This is a genomic window from Streptomyces sp. NPDC002851 (genome assembly GCF_053591935.1).
In genome coordinates, this window is the sequence record NZ_JBSFUT010000013.1 from 66,152 (window position 1) to 84,775 (window position 18,624).

Genomic DNA, 18,624 nt, shown 5'->3' on the forward strand with positions numbered 1-18,624 from the left:
CGAACGTGCTGAGGGGGCTGGGGGCCCGCGGGTGTTACTCGAACAGCGCGGTGTCTCCCGCCCCCCGGCGTACGATCTCGACCTCGTCGCCCGAGAAGTCGATGACGGTCGTCGGCTCCGTGCCGCAGTCGCCGGAGTCGAGGACCGCGTCCACCACGTGGTCCAGGCGCTCCTTGATCTCCCAGCCCTGCGTCATCGGCTCGTCCTCGCCGGGCAGCAGGAGCGTGCTGGAGAGCAGCGGCTCACCGAGCTCTTCGAGCAGCGCCTGGGCCACCACGTGGTCGGGGATGCGGACGCCCACGGTCTTCTTCCTCGGGTGCTGGAGCCGCCGGGGCACCTCGCGGGTCGCGGGCAGGATGAAGGTGTAACTGCCGGGTGTGGCCGCCTTGATGGCGCGGAACACGTCGTTGTCGAAGTACACCAGTTGGCCCAGCTGTGCGACGTCCTTGCACACGAGGGTGAAGTGGTGCCGCTCGTCGAGCTCGCGGATCGACCGGATGCGGTCGACGCCCTCGCGGTTGCCCGGCTGACAGCCGAGCGCGAAACAGGAGTCCGTGGGATACGCGACGAGGGCGCCGGAGCGGATGCTTTCGGCCGCGCTCACGATGCTGCGTCGCTGCGGGTTCTCGGGGTGTACGTCGAAGTACTTCGCCATGCGGCGAGCGTAAGTGATCGAGGGGCCGGTGGCGGTCAGCTCGTCCGCCCCGGCCCCCGCGTGTACGCCCCGAAGGGCGCCCGGTCGGGGTGACCGGGCGCCCTTCGGGGAGGCGCACCGACCTACGCGGCGAGTTCTTTCCGGACCCGCTCCAGCATGAACGCGCTCGACTCCCGGGCCCGTTCCTCCCAGGCGAAGACGCAGACCGTCGCCACGCCGTCGAAGCCGGTCTCGCGCAGCGTGCCGAAGAAGGCGTTCCAGTCGACCTCGCCCTGCCCGATGTCCAGGTGCTGGTGGATACGGGCCGGGGTACCGGGCGGATTCAGGATGTAGCGCAGACCGCTGGAGCCCTTGTGGTTGAAGGTGTCCGCGATGTGCACATGCTTCAGCTTGTCACCGGCGTACCGCATCATCCGCGCGATGTCCGCCCCGGGCTCGTCCGGGCCCGAGAGGTGGAAGGAGTGCGGGGCGCAGTAGAGGTAGTTGACCCAGGGCTTGTTGATGGCCCGGACGAGGTTCACCGCGGGGGTGTTCTCCTCGCAGAAGTCGTCCGGGTGGGCCTCCAGGTTCAGCGCGATACCCGCCCCCTCGAAGACGGGGAGCAGCTCCTCCATGGAGCGCCAGAACGCCGCCTCGGACTCGGCGGCGCGCTCGGGGCGGCCGTTGAACTCCGAGTTCATCAGGGGGCATTCGAGCTCCGTGGTGACCTCGATCATGCGCTTCCAGTAGCGCACCGCGGCCTGCCGCTCCGTCTCGTCGGGCGACGACCACTTGTAGAGCGGCAGTACGGAGGACAGCCGCACGCCGTGGCGGCGCAGCGCGGACTTCAGCTCGGCCACGCGGGCGTCGTCCGCGCGTGGGTGCAGGAAGAACGGCATGAAGTCGTCGCGGGGCGACAACTCGATGTACTGGTAGCCCAGTTCGGCGACCGTGGCCACCATCTCGTCGATGGACAGGGACCGGAACATGTACGGGTCCAAGGCGATCTTCGCCGGGGTGCCGCTCACTGGTTCTCCTCCTTTCCGTTGGTCGCGGCCTGCGCTGTGGCCTGCGCCGCGGCCTGCGCCGTGGCGTAGAACGCCGGGCGGTCCTTCATGCCCACGCCGACGACCCGGCCGCCGGACTCCAGGGACTCCACCGCCGCGTCCGTGATGACGGTCGCCGCGTAGCCGTCCCACGCGGACGGCCCGGTCGGCGCCGCCCCGGCGGCAACCCCGGCGATCCACTCCCGGAACTCGGTGTCGAAGGCGTCCGCGAACCGCAGCGTCCAGTCCTGAAGCACCGCGTTGCCGTGCTGCCCGGCGGTGCGCACCGCGGGCGCCGCCGGGTCCGGGAGCCGGACGAGGCCGTCCTCGCCGACCGCCTCGCACTGGATGTCGTATCCGTACTGGCAGTTGACGAAGACCTCGAGGTCGATGCGGACGCCGCTCGCGGTCTCGAAGAGCATGAACTGAGGGTCCTTCAGGTGCGGGTGCCGCTTGGCCGTGGCGCGCGGCGTGAGCACCTGAGCGGAGACGATCTCGTCGTTCAGGAGCCAGCGCAGGACGTCGATCTCGTGCACGGCCGTGTCCTGTGCGGCCATGTGCGAGGTGTACGACTCCGGGACGGTGGCGTTGCGGTGGGCGCAGTGCACCATCAGCGGGGTGCCGATGCCGCCCGCGTCGACGATCTTCTTCAGCTCGCGGTATCCGGCGTCGTAGCGGCGCATGAAGCCGACCTGGACCAGGCGGTGGCCGCCCGCCATCTCGGCCTCGACGATCTTCAGACACTCCTCGGCGGTGGTGGCGAGGGGCTTCTCGCAGAACACCGGCTTTCCGGCGGCGATGGCGCCCAGGACGTGCTCGGCGTGGGTCGGACCCCAGGACGTGACGAGGACCGCGTCCACGTCGTCCGCGGCGACCAGTTCGGCGCCGGTGGCCACGGTGCGCGCCCCGACGGGCTCGGCGGCCCGCGCCGCGCGCTCCGGGTCGATGTCGGTGACGACCGTGACCTTGGCGCCGGTGACCGTGTCGGTGAGGCGGCGGATGTGCTCCTGGCCGATCCAGCCGGTACCGATGACTCCTACGCGTACGGGCATGGGAGTTCCTTTCAAGAAACGTTCACAGAGAGAAACAGAGAGAAGGTGGGGAGACCGGGTGGGTCAGGAGTAGCGGGCCTTCAGTTCCTCTTCGAGGCGCTCGAGGGACCGGCCGCGCGTCTCGGGCACGTACCGCTTCACGAAGGCGATCGCGAGGACCCCGAGCGCGACGAAGACGAAGAACGTCCCCGAGACCCCCAGACCGGCGACCAGCGACGGGAAGGTCAGGCCCACCGCGAAGTTGGTCAGCCACAGCACGACCGCCGCCATGCCCATGCCGAAGCCGCGCATCCACATCGGGAAGATCTCCGACAGCATCAGCCAGGTCACCGGCGAGATCGCGCCCTGCTGGAAGGCGAGGAAGGTGACCGTCATGGTGAGCACCGCGAAGGCGCGGAGGTTGCCCTCCGGCATCGTCATGGAGATCACGCCGATCAGGAGCAGGGCGGCGACCGTGCCCGCTTGGCCGATCATGAGCATGGGGCGCCGGTTGACCCGGCCGAGCAGCCAGATGCCGACGAAGGTGGCGAGGACCGAGATCACGCCGTTGGCGATGTTCGCGGTGAGCGCCGAGTCCGCCGCGAAGCCCGCGTCGGTGAGTATCTGGGTGCCGTAATACATGATCGTGTTGACGCCGGTGATCTGCTGGACGATGGCGATACCGAAGCCCACGCCCATCAGGCGGCGCAGCCACGGCGTGCTCCTCAGGTCGGCCCAGCCGCCCGCCTTGGCCTGCTCGTCCTTGACGGCGAGCGCGGTGACCTCACTCAGCTCGTCCCGCGCCCGCTGCTCCGTGCGGATCTGGCGCAGCACCTCGAACGCGTCCGTGAACCGGCCCTGGGCCGCCAGCCAGCGCGGGCTCTCCGGCATCACCAGCATGCCGAACCACAGCACCACGGCCGGGAGAGTGGCCACCACGAGCATCCAGCGCCACACGCCGTCGGACTCGCCGCCGAGCCGGGCGATGATGGCGTTGAAGGTGAAGGCCATCAACTGGCCGCTCACGATCATGAGTTCGTTACGGGTGACGAGCCGCCCGCGCCGCTCGGCGGGCGACACCTCGGCGAGATACACCGGCACCGTCACGGACGCGCCGCCCACCGCGAGGCCGAGCACGAACCGCGCCACGACCATGACCTCGGTGGAGGGCGCCAGGGTGCAGCCCAGGGCGCCGATGAAGAAGAGCACCGCGAGCGTGAGGATGGTGCGACGCCGACCGCGCCCGTCGGAGAGCCGCCCGCCGAGGATGGCACCGGCCGCCGCGCCGAGCAGCAGTGAGCTGGTGACCAGGCCCTCGGTGAACGGGGTCAGGCCCAGGTCGGCCTGCATATACGGCAGGGCGCCGTTCACCACGCCGGTGTCGTAACCGAAGAGCAGACCGCCGAAGGTGGCGATGAGGGTGATGACGCGGAGCCGCCGGGCCACCGGCCGGGGCGCCGCGGCTGCCAGATCGCCGGCAGAGTCGGGGGTACCGGGGGAACCGGGGGAAGAGGCAGCCCGAGCGGTCGCGTCGTCTCTGATCTCGGTCATGGGCGGCTCTCCTGACGGGCGGGGGTGACCGGGCGGCGGGTGCCGGAGAGGCCGCATTCGGCCAGGTAACCACGGGTGCGCCGGGCGATGGGCAGCGGCGCCTCCGGGGCGCACGGGTACAGGTCCTGCTCGACGATCACGAACAGCTCGGCGTCCAGGGCGGCCAGTTCGGACACGATGTCGGCCGGGTTCGGCACCCCGGCGGGCGGCTCCACGCACACCCCGCGCTTGACGGCCGCACCGAACGACAGGTCCTCGGCCGCCACTTGGGCGAGTACGTCGGGATCCATCTGCTTGATATGGACGTAGCCGACGCGCTCGCCGAACCGGCGGATCAGGTCCAGGTTGTCACCGCCGCCGTAGGCCACGTGCCCGGTGTCCAGGCACAGGTTGGTGAAGCGGGAGTCGGACTCGTTGAGCAGCCGCTCGATCTCCCGCTGCGTCTGGATGTGGCTGTCCGCGTGCGGGTGCAGGACGAGCCGGATGTCGTACTCGTCGAGCAGGAGTCGCCCGAGCCGGTCCGCGGCCTGCCCGAACCCGGCCCACTGCGCCGCGGTGAGCTCCGGGGACTCGGTGAACGCGCCGGTCTTCTCGTCCCGGTACATGGGCGGGATGAGGACCAGGTGGTGGGCGTCCGCGGCGGCGGTCAGCTCGGCCACCTGGCGGACGTGCGCGAGCATGTCGTCCCAGGCCTCGGGGCGGTGCAGGGCGCCGAAGGCGGTGCCGCCGGAGACCTTGAGGTTCCGGGCCGTGAGCTCGTCCTTGAGCCGGGCGGGGTCGGTCGGCAGGTAGCCGTACGGGCCGAGCTCGAGCCACTCGTATCCCGCGGCGGCGAGCTCGTCGAGGAACCGGGTGTGCGGAACCTGCCGGTCGTCCTCGGGGAACCAGACGCCCCACGAGTCGGGTGCGGAACCGAGACAGAGGTTGCCCGCGACGGTACGCAGCGGGGACGGCGCCGTTGCCATATGTACTCCCTGAAAGGCGGTCGCTGGAAGCGACGTGAGTAGCGACGTGAGTCGTGAGTGAGGGGGACTTGCGGACAGGGGTGCTCAGTTGGAGGTGGGGAAGGTGAAACCGGCGGCCACCTGCTGTGCGGGGCGCGGCCAGCGGGTGGTGACGACCTTCGGGCGGGTGTAGAAGCGGACGCCCTCGGGGCCGTGGATGGGGGAGTCCCCGATCAGGGAGTCCTTCCAGCCGCCGAAGGAGTAGTACGACATCGGGACCGGCACCGGCACGTTGATGCCGATCATGCCCACCTTGACCTGCCGCTGGAAGCGGCGCGCGGCCTCACCGCTGTCGGTGAAGAGGGCGGTGCCGTTGCCGTAGGGGTTGGCGTTGATCAGGTCGATCGCCTCGTCAAGGGAGTCGACACGGGCCACGGCGAGGACCGGGCCGAAGAGTTCTTCCTTGTACGTGTCCATCTCGGCCGTGACGTGGTCGAGCAGGGACGGGCCGGTGAAGAAGCCGTCCGCGCACTCGGGGTGGTCCTCGATCTTGAGTCCGCGGCCGTCGACGACGACGGTGGCGCCCTGCGCGGGGGCCTGGGTGACGGCGTTCTCGACCCGCTCGCGGGCGGCCTCGGTGATCAGCGGCCCCATCTCGGTGCCGTTGGCGTCGCCGGGCCCGACCTTGACCTCGCGGGCCTTACGGGCCAGGACCTCGACCAGACCGTCGGCCGCGTCACCGACCGCCACGGCCACCGACACGGCCATGCAGCGCTCGCCCGCGGAGCCGTAGGCACCGGCGGTGATGTGGTTGGCGGCGAACTCCAGGTCCGCGTCCGGCAGGACGACCGCGTGGTTCTTCGCGCCGCCGAGCGCCTGGACCCGCTTGCCGTGGGCGGTGGCGGTCTCATGGACGTACTTGGCGATCGGCGTGGAACCGACGAAGGAGACGCCTGCGATCCCGGGGTGGGTGAGGATCGCGTCGACGGCGGCCTTGTCACCGTGGACGACATTGAAGACGCCGTCCGGCAGACCGGCCTTGCGGTACAGCTCGGCGACGAAGTTCGCGGCGGACGGGTCGCGCTCGCTGGGCTTGAGGAGGAAGGTGTTGCCGGTGGCGAGGGCGATCGGGTGCATCCACAGCGGCACCATCGCGGGGAAGTTGAAGGGCGTGATGCCCGCGACGACGCCGAGCGGCTGCCGGAAGTTGTGCACGTCCACGCCGCGCGAGACCTGGTCCGAGAAGCCGCCCTTGAGGACGTCCCCGAGGCCGCAGGCGAACTCGACGACCTCACGGCCACGGGTGATCTCACCGCGGGCGTCGTCGACGGTCTTGCCGTGCTCGGCCGAGATGATCCGGCCCAGCTCCTCCTCGTGCTCCACGAGCAACTGGCGGAAGGTGAACATCACCTTGGTGCGCTGCGCGAGCGACGACTCCGACCAGCTCTCGAAGGCCGCGCGCGCGGCGGCGACGGCCGTGTCCACATCGTCGGCCGAGGCCAGCGCGACCCGGGCCCGCTCCTGGCCGGTGGCCGGGTTGAACACGGGGGCGGTGCGGTCGCCGGGGCCCTCGACCGGGCTGCCGTTGATCCAGTGCTGAATGGTGTGCGGGTGCGTCACGGGGAGGTGTCCTTACAGGTAGTGGCGCTGGGTCTGCTTGTGGGCGGCGTACGTCTCGTACGCGGCCCGGGTGGAGTCGAGCGCGGAGGTCTGGCTGACGGGCACGTCCCACCACCCGTGCGCGGGCGGGTTCGGCCCGTACAGGTCGGTCTCGACGTGGACGACGGTCGTACGGTCGGCGGCCTTCGCCTTCTCCATCGCCGTACGGAACTCGTCGACGGAGGCCGCGTGCAGGACGTCGGCACCGAGGGAGGACGCGTTGGCGGCCAGGTCCACGGGCAGGACGTCGCCGTCGAGCTGGCCCGAGTCGCCGTCCCGGAACCGGTACTTGGTGCCGAACCGCTGCGAGCCCAGGGACTCGGACAAGGCCCCGATGGAGGCGAAGCCATGGTTCTGGACGAGGACGATGATGACCTTCAGGCCCTCGGACACCATGGTCACGATCTCCTGAGCCATCATCAGATAGGAGCCGTCGCCGACGAGGACGACGACCTCGCGCGACGGATCGGCCATCTTCGCGCCGACCCCGGCCGCGACCTCGTAACCCATGCAGGAGTACGCGTACTCGACGTGGTACGCCTTCGGGTCCCGGGCCCGCCACAGCTGTTGCAGGTCACCGGGCATGGATCCGGCGGCGTTGATGACCACGGCCCGGTCGTCGAGCACGTCGTTGAGGGCGCCGAGGACCTGCGTCTGGGCGGGCAGCTCCCCGGTGTTGCGGTCGGGCGCGAAGCACTCCTCCTCGATCTCCCGGGTACGGGCGATGAGTTGCCGGGTGCGTTCCCGGTACTCCGGCTCGACCTCCCAGCCCACCAGGGCGCCGGCCAGCGCTTCGATACCGAGGCGGGCGTCGGCGACCAGCGGCTCGGCGGAGTGCTTGACGGCGTCAAGGCGGGCCACGTTGAGATTGACGAACGTGACGTCCGGGTTGCCGAACGCCGTATGGCTGGCCGTCGTGAAGTCGCTGTAACGGGTGCCGATTCCGAGGGCGACGTCGGCCTGCTTCGCCAGCTCGTTCGCCGCATAGGCACCGGTGGAGCCGATACCGCCCACCGCGCACGGGTGGTCCCAGGCCACCGCGCCCTTGCCCGCGTGCGTGTCCGCGACCGGGATGCCGGTGGCCTCGGCGAAGGCCCGCAGCTGCGTCTCGGCCCCGGAGTACACGACCCCGCCACCGGCGACGATCAGCGGCTTCTTCGCGGTACGGAGCAGCGCCACCGCCCGCTCCACGGCGCTGGGTTCCGGCACCGGGCGGCCCACATGCCAGACCCGGCGCCGGAAGAACGCCACCGGCCAGTCGTACGCCTCGGCCTGCACGTCCTGCGGCAGCGCCAGCGTCACGGCGCCCGTCTCGACCGGATCGGTGAGCACCCGCATCGCGGCGAGGGCGGCCGGGATGAGCTGCTCGGGCCGCGCGATCCGGTCGAAGTACTTCGACACCGCCCGGAACGCGTCGTTCACCGAGGTGTCCCCGGCCCGCGGGTCCTCCAACTGCTGCAACACCGGATCCGGGGAACGGGTCGCGAACATGTCGCTCGGCAGCAGCAGCACCGGCAGCCGGTTGGTCGTCGCAAGCGCCGCACCCGTGATCATGTTCGTGGAGCCCGGCCCGGTCGAAGCCGTACAGGCGTACGCGGCAAGCCGGTCCCGCATCTTCGCGTAGGCGACCGCGGCATGCACCATGCCCTGCTCGTTCCGCGCCAGGTAATACGGCAGATCCGCCTCACCCGTGCTCGCGGCCTGCAGCAACGCCTGCCCGATCCCGGCCACGTTCCCGTGCCCGAAGATCCCCCACGCACCAGGAATCAGCCGCTGCTCCTGGCCGTCACGCTCGCTGTACTGCGCGGCCAGGAAGCGGACGAGGGCCTGGCCGGTGGTGAGCCGTACGGTACGGGTCATCGGGTCGTCTCCCAGGTGGTACGCACCCAGCTGTGCGCCGGGTCGTCGCAGATCAGCCAGGCCCGCTCGGGACCGGGACCGGCCATGACGTTGAGGTAGTAGAGGTCGTGCCCGGGGGCGGCGATGGACGGGCCGTGCCAGCCGTGCGGGATCAGCACCGCGTCGCCGGAGCGGACCTCGGCCAGGACGTCGATGGGCCGCTCCTGTGTGCCGTACACCCGCTGATAGGCGAAGCCCCGCTCCCCGGAGACCTCGAAGTAGTAGATCTCCTCCAGCTCGGACTCCTCGCCGGGCCGGTGCTCGTCGTGCTTGTGCGGCGGGTACGAGGACCAGTTGCCGCCCGGCGTGAGCACCTCGCAGACCAGGATCCGGTCCGCGTCGAAGGTGCCCGGCAGGCAGTAATTCACCACCTGGCGGGCGCAGTTGCCCGCGCCGCGCGCCTCCACGGGGACGTCCTCCTTGGGCCCGTACCGAGGCGGGAGGCCGCCGCTCCCGGTACGGGCGGAGGGCAGTGCGAACGTCCCACCGGCCGCACTGCTGATCAGCGCGTCCGCCGCGGGCGGCAGATACGCGAAGTCGGTGGGGCCGTCGAACACCCCGTCCCGCCCGGCGAGTTCGAGCACCTGGCCGTCGACGGTCACGGTGCAGCCGCCGCGCAGCGGCAGGACCAGGTACTCGTCGCCGTCGGTGGACAGGGCGTGTGCCTGCCCCGGGGCGAGGTTCAGGATCTTGAGACCGGAGTAGCCCCACCCCGCGGACTCGGGGGTGATGCGCAGGTCGAACGTCTCGTCGCCCGAAGTCCCCTTCGGGAGGTAGTACTTGTTCGTCGCGCTCACAGCAGCCCCACCGCCCGGTCCACGGCACCGGCCACATCGCCGTCCGCGGGGTAGAGGAGCGACCGCCCGACGACGAGGCCCTGCACGGTCGGCAGCGCGAGCGCGCGCCGCCAGGCGGCGAACGCGGCGTCCGCGTCCCGCACTTCGCCGCCGAGCAGCAGCACCGGCAGCGTGGAGGAGGCCAGGACCCGCTCCATGGCGTCGACCACGGGCAGCTTCAGCCAGGTGTAGGCGGAGCGTCGGCCGAGCCCGGAGGCGATGGTGATGGACTTGATGACGGCCTCGGGAGAGAGGTCGTTACGGACCCGGCCGTCCTGCCAGTGGGACAGGAACGGCTCGACCATGGCGATGAGTTCGCGGTCGTTCAGCTCGTTCACGGCCCGGGCCGCGGCCTCCAGGGCGCTCGGGGTGTCCCGGTCCTCCAGGGCGATCCGGGTGAGCATCTTGCCGCCGTCGAAGCCCATCGCGTCGATGGCCTCGGCGTCGTACCCGGTGTACCGGTCGTCGATCTCGAAGGACGACCCGGCGAGCCCGCCCCGGTTCATCGAGCCGAAGACGCTCTTGCCGTCGAGCACGCCGAGCAGCAGCAGGTCCTCCAGGATGTCCACGGTGCCGAGCACCCCGGTCACACCGGGCCGGGCCAGGGCGGCGCAGAGCCGGTCGAGGAGCTCGCGCCGGTCGGCCATCGCCTCCGGCGCCGAGCCCACGGCGTTGGCGCCGCGTGCCGGGTGGTCGGCGGCGATGATCATGGCCCGGCCGTTGTCGCCGAGCGGCGACTTGGCCTTGATACGGCGGGCGGCGGCCTCGGCGACGGAGCCCGGGTTGTGCACGCGGGTCTGCACGATGCGCGCGAGCTGTTCGTCAGAGAGCACCGGAAACCTCGTTCAGCTTGGCCGTGACGGCCTCTTCGGTGGGCATGGCATCGGCGCAGGCAAGCTCGGCCGCGACCAGGGCCCCGGCGGCATTGGCGAACGCCATGGTGGGGGAGAGGCCCCAGCCGCTGAGCAGCCCGTGGCACAGCGCGCCGCCGAAGGCGTCTCCGGCGCCGAGCCCGTTGACGACCTCGACGGGCACGGGCGGGACCTCGGCGCTCTCGCCGTCGCTGTTCATGGCGAGTACGCCCTTGGGTCCCTGCTTCACGACGGCGAGCCGGACGCCCGCGTCGAGCAGGGCGCGAGCGGCGGCGTACGGCTCGCGCTCGCCGGTGGCGACCTCGCACTCGTCGAGGTTGCCGACGGCAACGGTGGCGTGCGCGAGGGCCTGCCGGTAGTACGGCCTGGCCTGCTCGGGGCCGTCGGTCCAGAACATGGGCCGCCAGTCGAGGTCGAAGACCGTGGCGAGCCCCGGACCGCCCTCGGCGGACGCCTGCGCCTTGGCCCGCTGCTCCAGGGCGTGCAGCGTGGCCTCGCGGCTCGGGTCCTCGCTGAGCCCGGTCCCGGTCATCCAGAACACCCGCGCCGCGCGGACCGCGTCCAGGTCCAGCTGATCGGCGTAAAGGTCCAGGTCAGGGGCCTTGGGGCGGCGGTAGAAGTAGAGCGGGAAGTCGTCCGGCGGGAAGATCTCGCAGAACGTGACGGGGGTCGGCGCGCTGTCCGACGTACCGACGAAGCGGGCGTCCACGCCGAACCCGGCGAGTGCGCGGCGGACGAAGGTTCCGAACGGGTCGTCGCCGGTCTTCGTGATCACCGCGGAGCGGTGCCCGTACCGGGCCGCCGCCACCGCCACATTGGTGGGGCTGCCGCCCAGGTACTTGCCGAACGAGGTGACATCCGCCAGACCGACCCCGGTCTGCAGTGGATAGATGTCGACCCCGACCCGTCCCATGGTCAGGACGTCCAGGACTGCCATAAGGGGAGACCTCGGTTTTCTCGTCTCTCGACTCTCGATGGAGACGCACAAGGGAGCTGTCGCGCGCTACTAGCGCGCTCTAGTTGCCGAGAACGATGGCCGGTGTCCATATGTCATGTCAATAGCGTGTGACACAGAGACTTCCGGGCGGGGCCGCTACGTGTGCGTTCCCTGAGAAGATCGGAAGGCCGCAGGCGGCAGGCCTGAGCGGCCGAGGAGCGAGGAGGAGACGTGGCACGGGAGACGTCCGGCAATCACCGGCCGACCATGGCCGATGTGGCGGCGAAGGTCGGGGTGTCGCGGGCCCTGGTCTCGCTGGTCTTCCGCGAGCAGCCGGGCGCCAGTGAGGAGACCCGGCGGAAGGTCTTCGAGGCCGCCGCCGAGCTCGGCTACCAACCCGACAGCGCGGCCCGGCTCCTGGCCCGGGGCCGCAGCCGTACGCTCGGCGTCCTCGTCACCGTGCACCAGACCTTCCAGGCGGACCTGGTCGAGGCGATCTACCCGGTGGCCGAACGGCTCGGCTACGACGTCCTGTTGAGCGCGAACGCCCCGGGCCGGGACGAGGCGCGGGCCGTGGAATCGCTCCTCAGCCACCGCTGCGAGGCACTGATCCTGCTCGGCCCGAACTCCACCCCCGAGGTCCTCGACGACCTGGGCCATCGCACGGTCGCCGTGTCCGTCTCCCGCCATCTGCCCGGCGTACGGCTCGACAGTGTGCACACGGCCGAGGGCAAGGGCGTGTGGCAGGCCATGAACCACCTCGTGGAGCTCGGCCACCGCCGCATCGTGCACATCGACGGCGGGCGTGGGCCCGGCTCGGCCGAGCGGCGCCGCGCCTACCGGGCTGCGATGCGGCGGCACGGCCTCACCGATGAGATCCGCGTCGTGCCGGGCGCGCACGACGAGGCCGCGGGCGTCGAGGCCGGGCGCCGCTTCCTCACCGAGGACCGGCTGCCGTCAGCGGTGCTCGCGGGCAACGACCGGTGCGCGATGGGCGTCCTGATGGCCTTCGGGCGCGCGGGCGTGGACGTACCGGGCCAGGTCTCGGTGGTCGGCTACGACGACAGCCATCTGTCGCACCTGATGCCCATCGGCCTGACCACGGTCCGTCAGGACGCGGAGGAGATGGCGCGGCACGCGGTCCGATGCGTGGTCGAACGCCTCGATCACCCGGACCGCGAGCCCCAAGAGATCGTGGTGGAACCGCAGTTGGTCGTACGCGGCACGTCCGGACCGCCCCCGGAGGAGGGCTAGGCTCTGTCTTCGAACTCGCGGACGAAGGCACCTGCGCGGGCCGCCGCGAGGGTGATGGCGGCGGCGTGCTCGGCCGTGTCCGCGTCGAGGGGCTCCGCGGTGACGAGCAGTCGCAGATAGACCGGGGCGATCAGCGACTTCATCAGCAGTGGGTGATCGGTGCCCGTGGGCAACTCCCCGCGGGCGACGGCCCGTTCGGTGATCGGCTCGGCTCGCCGGAAACGGTCGACGAAGACGCGTCGGCGTACGTCCGCGACCTCCGGCAGACGGGCGGCGTCGGAGAACACGGCGGCGGTGACGGCCTGTTGGGCCGGGCTTGTGAGGTGGGCGACGAGGCGTGCGGCCAGGGTGCGCAGATCGCCCTCGACGGTGCCGGTGTCGGGGATCGGGATATCGGCCGCGGCGTGCTCCGCGAGCGCCTCGGTGACGAGGGTCGCGCGGTCCTTCCACCGCCGGTAGACCGTCGTCTTGTGCACCCCGGCGCGGCGTGCGACGCCCTCGATGGTGAGGGCGGTCCAACCGGTGGCCGCGAGTTCGTCGAGGGCGGACCTCAGGACGGCGTCGCGCACCTTGAGGCCGCGGCCGATGCCGGGGTTGCGAGGGGCCGGGGCGGACTCCGGAGACTCGGGGCTCATCGCAACTCCCAGTTGCATTGCGGTAATTGGGCTGTCCGTGCAAGGCTGAGGATATCGCAACTCGGAGTTGCGATGAAGGTTGAGTCGGGGAGGGATCTGCACATGTACTTGGTCACGGGTGCCACCGGGAACGTCGGGCGTCATCTCGTCGCGGAGCTGGTCGTGGCGGGCGTGAAGGTACGGGCCACCAGCCGCCGCCCGGAGTCGGCCGGACTGCCGCCCGAGGTGGAGGTGGTGGCGACGGAACCCGGCCGCTTCCCGCTGGACGGGGTCACCGCGGTCTTCGCCAACCCGGCGGCCGTGGAGGAGGAGTTGGGCGCCCTGCTGGCACAGGCGGCCCAGCACGACGTACGCAAAGTGGTGCTCCTTTCGACGGCGGCGGCGCTGGACGAAACGAACCCGATCGGCGCCCACCATCGCCAACTCGAGGACCAGGTAAGGGAATCGGGCCTGCCGTGGACGCTGCTGCGCCCCGGAGTCTTCAACTCCAACGCCCTCATGTGGGCGGAGGCCATCCGCGGCGAGGGCGTGGTGCGGGCCCCGTACGCGTCCGCGCGCATCGCGCCCATCGACGAACGGGACGTCGCGGCGGTAGCGGCGCGCGCCCTGCTGCCGCGGTCCGGGTCCGCCGGGCAGGACGCCGACCTGACCGGCGCGAGCCCGGTCCTCACCGGCCCCGAGCTGCTGACCCAGGCCGACCAGGTGGCCCGGATCGCGCGGGCGGCCGGGGTCCGGGCCACGTACGAGGAGATCACGCCCGAGGCGGCCCGCGAGGGTCTGGTTTCGGCCGGGCTCCCCGGCCGGGTCGCGGACGGCCTGCTCGGCTACTACGCACAGGCCGGGGACCGGCCCCTCCACCCCACACCCGCGGTGACGGAGGCGACGGGACGGGCGCCGCGCACGTTCGCGGCATGGGCCGAGGAGCACGCGGAGGCGTTCCGCTGACCCGGGGTGTCTTACGGATCGGCGGATCTGGCCCAGGGCCCGCGAACATCGGGGAGATGGGCCCTAGGTCACCTGGCCGCCTGGAACATGCCGGGGCACGCCGCTCGACGGATCATGGGGAAATGCGGGCGCGGTCCGGCGCCCGCGTTTCCCCGGCCCCATTGGCTCGAACCGGCTCCCCGGGGCCGCGAGGGGGGAATGATCACGTCCACCCCGGAGGTTGCGCCGATCATGAAGGCAATCGCACTGGACAAGTACGGCTCCGCCGATGACCTGTACGTCGCCGAGCTCCCCGATCCCAAGGTCGCGCCCGGTGAGGTCCTGATCCGCGTGAAGGCGGCGGGCGTGAACCCGGTCGACTGGAAGCTCGCCGCCGGGGGCCTCGACCCGATCATGGAGGTCGGGTTCCCGATGATCCCGGGGTGGGACGTCGCGGGCGTCGTGGAGCGGGTCGGCCTCGACGTCGGGGAGTTCGCCGTCGGCGACGAGGTGTACGGCTACATCCGCAAGGACACGGCGCAGCACGGCGCCTACGCGGAGCTGGTCGCGGCCAGTGTGCGGATGCTCGCGAAGAAGCCCGAGTCCCTGACCTGGGAGCAGGCGGCCGGGGTGCCGCTCGCCGGGCTCACCGCGCTGCACACGCTGCGCCGGGTCGGCGTCTCCGCCGGGGAGACGGTCCTCATCCACGCCGCGGCGGGCGGGGTCGGCTCGCTCGGCGTGCAGCTCGCGGTGGCGGCCGGGGCTCGTGTGATCGGCACGGCGAGCGAGCGCAACCACGCGTTCCTGCGGGAGCTTGGCGCGGAGCCGATGGTGTACGGCGAAGGACTCATCGAACGGGTACGGGAGTTGGCCCCGGACGGCATCGACGCGGCGCTCGACTTCGTCGGGGGCGGCGCCGTCGACGTGTCGCTGCCGCTGCTCAAAGAGGGGCCCGAGGAGGGGCGCCCGGCGCGGGTCGCGTCCATCACGGACGGCGAAGCGGTGGAGAAGGGCGGCTACCTGGTGTGGGTCCGGCCGGATGCGGCGGGGCTCGTGGAACTGGGACGGCTCGCGGACGCGGGCAAGCTGCGGGTGAACGTGGACAAGGCGCTGCCACTGGAGGAAGCGGCGGAGGCATGGCGCCTGAGCGCGGCCGGGCGGACCCGGGGGAAGCTGGTCCTTACGGTCTGACGGTCGGGCGTCTGACAGGCCGTGCGTCTGACAGGCCGTGCGTCTGAAACGGTCGTGCGTCTGACGGTCGTGCGTCTGACGGTCCGGCGGTCCGGTCCTGACGGGGCAACCGTCCGACCGTCCGGCCGTACGAACGGGGGCGGGTTCAGCCCCGGGACCCGACCCGGCCGGTCAGCCCCCGCGGCGCAGCCGACGCCGCCGCACGCGCCTGCGCAGGGAGCGGGGCGTACCCGGCCGCCGTGGGACTCCCGGGCGACGGGCGCCGAGGGACGAGCTCGGCGCCCACTTCTCGTCCGGTGAGAGCAGCGGGGTCTTGCGTTCCGCCTCCGCCTGGATCTCCACGTACGCCGCGTGCGCCGTCCCGCGCCACGCCTCGTCGTGCGCCGCGAGCGCCGCGGCCACGCCCGAGCCGGAGCCCCCGCTGCGCCGCACCCGTACGGCCAGGCGCCACAGCCCGGTCAGGACGGCGGCGAAGCCGATCGCGATGAGCAGCAGGGGCAGCACGGTGCCTATGGGGTCCTCCATGGAAGGCGAGGCTACTCACGGCCCCCGTCGGCCCCCGGTCGGCCTCCGTCGGCTACGTCGTGTAGTCCGCGTTGATCCGGATATATCCCGCTGACAGGTCGCACCCGTACACCGTGCACGCCGCGTCGCCCAGGCCGAGGCTCACCGTGAGGTCGACCTCGTCCCGGCGCATCGCGGCGGTGAGCCGGTCGAGGGTGTCGGGGGCGGGCTCCTCCGGATACACCTCGATGTCGCCGAAGCGGACCGTGACGAGGTCGGGGGAGATGGCGGCGTCGTCGGGGTGCTCGGTGTTCTTGCCGACGGCCATCACGACCCGGCCCCAGTTCGGGTCGGCGCCGTGCACCGCGGTCTTCACCAGCGGCGAGTTGAGCACGCTCTTGGCGATCCGCTTGGCCTGCGCCGGGTTCGCGGCCCCGGTGGCGGTGACGCGGAGCAGCTTGGTCGCCCCCTCGCCGTCGCGGGCGAGCTGTTCGGTCAGGTCGAGGCAGAGCTCCGCGAGGGCGGTGGCGAACGCGTCCCGGTCGACCGGACCCGCCGCGCCGTTGGCGATCAGGGACACGGTGTCGGAGGTGGAGGTGTCGGTGTCGATGCTCAGGCAGTTGAACGTGGCGTCCACGGCCTGCCGCAGCGCCGTGTCCAGCTCGTCGGCGTCGGCCTCGGCGTCCGTGAAGACGTACGCCAGCATCGTGGCCATATTCGGCTCCAGCATGCCGACGCCCTTGGCGACGCCGACGATGCGGGCCGCGCCGACGGTGCGGACGGCGACCTTGGGCCGGGTGTCCGTCGTCATCATGGCGCGCGCCACATCGACCGGCCCGGCCGTGAAGAGTCCGTCCGGGGTCTCGGCGGCCTCGTCGACGCGGTCGAAGTGGGCGCGGATGGACTCCATGGGCAGCGGGCGCCCGATCACCCCGGTGGAGCCGATCAGGACCTCGTCGGCCGGTACCCCGGTCAGCGTGGCGACCCGGTCGACCACTTCCGCGGCGTTCGCGGCGCCCTGCCGCCCGGTGGCGACATTGGCGTTCTGCGCGAGCGTCGTGACGGCCCGCAGCCGCCGCTTGGCCGCGTGCTCGCGGCTGAGCAGCACGGCGGGCCCGGCGAAGTGGCTCCGCGTGAACATGGCGGCGCTGACGGCCGGACGGTCCGAGACCACTACGGAGATGTCGTCGCCGTGGTCGCGGATTCCGCCGTGCCCGGCGTAGCCGCGAAAGCCTGTGGGCCACACCACCGTAGCTGAATGATTATTCTGCATACAGAATATGTTTGCGTACGGGGGCGGGCTTGTCCAGGGCGCGGCGCTTGGTCGTCGAGGGGATCGTCAGTTCGAGTGAACGGCTGGATCCGCACGCCGTGCGTCACTCCACACCGGGCCGGACTTGTAAGGAGGTTGGGGGGTGGGGCTAAGGTTCCTGGGATGTCCAGCGATGAAGCAGCGGCCGTAATCCTGCTAAGACGACGTTTCGGTAGGAAGGGTTCCCTCCGGGGTGCGACATGTTCCTTGCGAGGTGAACCGTGAGTGGAGCATTGCGCGTTCCGCTGCCGGGCGCCCGCGCGACGGAGCAGTCCGGGGCCGTTCCCGAAGCTCCCGACTCGAGGTCGAAGCCGGAGCCGAAGCCGGGCAAGCAGCGGGACGCCTTCTTCGACAACGCCAAGTACCTGGCGATCGTGTTCGTTGCGATGGGCCACGCCTGGGAGCCGCTGCGCGCTGACAGCCGGGCGGCCGCCGCGCTCTACATCGCCGTCTACACCTTCCACATGCCGGCGTTCATCATCATCTCCGGCTACTTCTCGCGGAGTTTCGACGCGAGCCCGGGGCGACTCAAGCGCCTGGTGACCGGCATCGCCGTGCCGTATGTGCTGTTCGAGGTGGCGTACTCGATCTTCAAGCAGTACGCGGACGACGACCCGACGCACCCCATCAGCCTGCTCGACCCCTGGTATCTCACCTGGTTCCTCGCCGCCTTGTTCATCTGGCGGCTGACGACCCCGCTGTGGAAGCTTGTCCGCTGGCCGATCCCGCTCGCGCTCGGCATCGCGGTGCTCGCCTCGATCTCCCCGGACATCGGCGACGACCTCGACCTGCAACGCGTTCTGCAGTTCCTGCCGTTCTTTGTGCTGGGCCTGTTCCTCAAGGAGGAGCACTTCCGGCGGGTACGGACCGCCAAGGCGCGGCTGCTCGCGCTGCCGGTGGGCGCGGCCGCGCTCGTCTTCGCGTACTGGGCGGCGCCGCGGATGAACGCGGCCTGGTTCTACCGGCGGGAGAGCGCGCAGGAGTTGGCGGCTCCGTGGTGGTCGGGCGCGGTGATGACGCTCGCGCTCTTCGGCTGCTCGCTGATTCTCGTGGCGTGCTTCTTCGCCTGGGTGCCCGGCCGGCACCTGTGGTTCACGGCGCTCGGCGCGGGCACCCTGTACGGCTATCTGCTGCACGGGTTCCTGGCGAAGGGCTCCCGGTTCTGGGACTGGTACGAGGTGGACTGGGTCCACACCCCGCTGGGCGCGATCGCGCTCACGGTCTTCGCCGGGGCGCTGATCACGGTGCTCTGCTCCCCACCGGTGCAGAGAGCCTTCCGCTTCGCGATGGAGCCGAAGATGGAGTGGGCGTTCCGGAACGACCGGGCCGACCGGGCCACAGCCACCACCAGAAGCGGTGGCAAGCACCGCTCCGGGGCCGGACGGGCCTGACCCC

17 protein-coding genes are annotated in these 18,624 nt (G+C 71.2%); 4 read left to right on the forward strand and 13 right to left on the reverse strand.

All coding sequences use genetic code 11. The features are described from left to right. Nucleotides 1-34: 34 nt before the first annotated feature. From ACWD10_RS16050 to iolC, 10 genes are all read right to left on the reverse strand, one after another. Entirely contained in the window at nt 35-655 is a 621-nt protein-coding gene (locus ACWD10_RS16050; RefSeq protein ID WP_451091213.1) for an L-threonylcarbamoyladenylate synthase, read from the reverse strand. Between the two features lie 122 nt (nt 656-777). Then, nucleotides 778-1,623 (reverse strand): sugar phosphate isomerase/epimerase family protein, encoded by an 846-nt coding sequence (locus ACWD10_RS16055; RefSeq protein ID WP_451091419.1) that lies wholly within the window; start codon nt 1,621-1,623, stop codon nt 778-780. Nucleotides 1,624-1,658: 35 nt separating this feature from the next. Further along, nucleotides 1,659-2,732 carry a Gfo/Idh/MocA family protein gene (locus ACWD10_RS16060; RefSeq protein WP_451091215.1) on the reverse strand — a complete coding sequence of 358 codons (1,074 nt, stop codon included), beginning with the start codon at nt 2,730-2,732 and terminating at the stop codon, nt 1,659-1,661. Between the two features lie 63 nt (nt 2,733-2,795). Continuing rightward, nucleotides 2,796-4,262, reverse strand: coding sequence for a sugar porter family MFS transporter (locus tag ACWD10_RS16065; protein WP_451091217.1), 1,467 nt, complete (start codon nt 4,260-4,262; stop codon nt 2,796-2,798). Then, complete coding sequence (locus ACWD10_RS16070; protein ID WP_451091219.1) at nt 4,259-5,227, reverse strand: TIM barrel protein; 969 nt, start codon at nt 5,225-5,227, stop codon at nt 4,259-4,261. Before ACWD10_RS16070 ends, ACWD10_RS16065 begins: the two co-directional genes overlap by 4 nt. 84 nt (nt 5,228-5,311) lie before the next feature. Continuing rightward, nucleotides 5,312-6,826, reverse strand: a complete 1,515-nt coding sequence (locus ACWD10_RS16075) for a CoA-acylating methylmalonate-semialdehyde dehydrogenase (protein ID WP_451091221.1) — start codon at nt 6,824-6,826, stop codon at nt 5,312-5,314. A gap of 12 nt (nt 6,827-6,838) precedes the next feature. Next, nucleotides 6,839-8,725: a 3D-(3,5/4)-trihydroxycyclohexane-1,2-dione acylhydrolase (decyclizing) gene (iolD, locus tag ACWD10_RS16080; protein ID WP_451091223.1), complete on the reverse strand. Its 1,887-nt coding sequence runs from the start codon at nt 8,723-8,725 to the stop codon at nt 6,839-6,841. Continuing rightward, complete coding sequence (gene iolB / locus ACWD10_RS16085) at nt 8,722-9,561, reverse strand: 5-deoxy-glucuronate isomerase (RefSeq protein ID WP_451091225.1); 840 nt, start codon at nt 9,559-9,561, stop codon at nt 8,722-8,724. The genes iolD and iolB overlap by 4 nt, the downstream gene beginning before the upstream one ends. Then, the gene (locus ACWD10_RS16090) at nt 9,558-10,433 is read right to left on the reverse strand and encodes a Cgl0159 family (beta/alpha)8-fold protein (RefSeq protein ID WP_451091227.1); all 876 of its coding nucleotides are present in this window, start codon (nt 10,431-10,433) and stop codon (nt 9,558-9,560) included. The genes iolB and ACWD10_RS16090 overlap by 4 nt, the downstream gene beginning before the upstream one ends. Beyond that, on the reverse strand, nt 10,423-11,409 hold the full coding sequence (iolC, locus tag ACWD10_RS16095; protein WP_451091229.1) for a 5-dehydro-2-deoxygluconokinase: 987 nt from the start codon (nt 11,407-11,409) through the stop codon (nt 10,423-10,425). Before iolC ends, ACWD10_RS16090 begins: the two co-directional genes overlap by 11 nt. A 267-nt stretch (nt 11,410-11,676) precedes the next feature. Between iolC and ACWD10_RS16100 the strand changes: the two genes are divergently transcribed. Continuing rightward, nucleotides 11,677-12,663 (forward strand): LacI family DNA-binding transcriptional regulator, encoded by a 987-nt coding sequence (locus ACWD10_RS16100; RefSeq protein ID WP_451091421.1) that lies wholly within the window; start codon nt 11,677-11,679, stop codon nt 12,661-12,663. Here ACWD10_RS16100 and ACWD10_RS16105 read toward each other — a convergent pair. Next, nucleotides 12,660-13,298: a TetR/AcrR family transcriptional regulator gene (locus ACWD10_RS16105; RefSeq protein ID WP_451091231.1), complete on the reverse strand. Its 639-nt coding sequence runs from the start codon at nt 13,296-13,298 to the stop codon at nt 12,660-12,662. The two genes, ACWD10_RS16100 and ACWD10_RS16105, sit on opposite strands and share 4 nt — an antisense overlap. Before the next feature lie 102 nt (nt 13,299-13,400). On the opposite strand from ACWD10_RS16105, the gene ACWD10_RS16110 reads away from it, so the two are divergent. Beyond that, nucleotides 13,401-14,243, forward strand: a complete 843-nt coding sequence (locus ACWD10_RS16110) for an NAD(P)H-binding protein (protein ID WP_451091233.1) — start codon at nt 13,401-13,403, stop codon at nt 14,241-14,243. Nucleotides 14,244-14,474: 231 nt separating this feature from the next. Beyond that, on the forward strand, nt 14,475-15,413 hold the full coding sequence (locus ACWD10_RS16115; protein WP_451091235.1) for an NADP-dependent oxidoreductase: 939 nt from the start codon (nt 14,475-14,477) through the stop codon (nt 15,411-15,413). 171 nt (nt 15,414-15,584) lie between these two features. Here ACWD10_RS16115 and ACWD10_RS16120 read toward each other — a convergent pair whose 3' ends face one another. Together ACWD10_RS16120 and argJ are read right to left on the reverse strand one after the other, a co-directional pair. Continuing rightward, entirely contained in the window at nt 15,585-15,938 is a 354-nt protein-coding gene (locus ACWD10_RS16120) for a hypothetical protein (protein ID WP_451091237.1), read from the reverse strand. Nucleotides 15,939-15,990: 52 nt separating this feature from the next. Further along, entirely contained in the window at nt 15,991-17,190 is a 1,200-nt protein-coding gene (argJ, locus tag ACWD10_RS16125; RefSeq protein ID WP_451091239.1) for a bifunctional glutamate N-acetyltransferase/amino-acid acetyltransferase ArgJ, read from the reverse strand. 260 nt (nt 17,191-17,450) lie between these two features. On the opposite strand from argJ, the gene ACWD10_RS16130 reads away from it, so the two are divergent. Further along, nucleotides 17,451-18,620: an acyltransferase family protein gene (locus ACWD10_RS16130; protein WP_451091241.1), complete on the forward strand. Its 1,170-nt coding sequence runs from the start codon at nt 17,451-17,453 to the stop codon at nt 18,618-18,620. Nucleotides 18,621-18,624 lie beyond the last annotated feature (4 nt).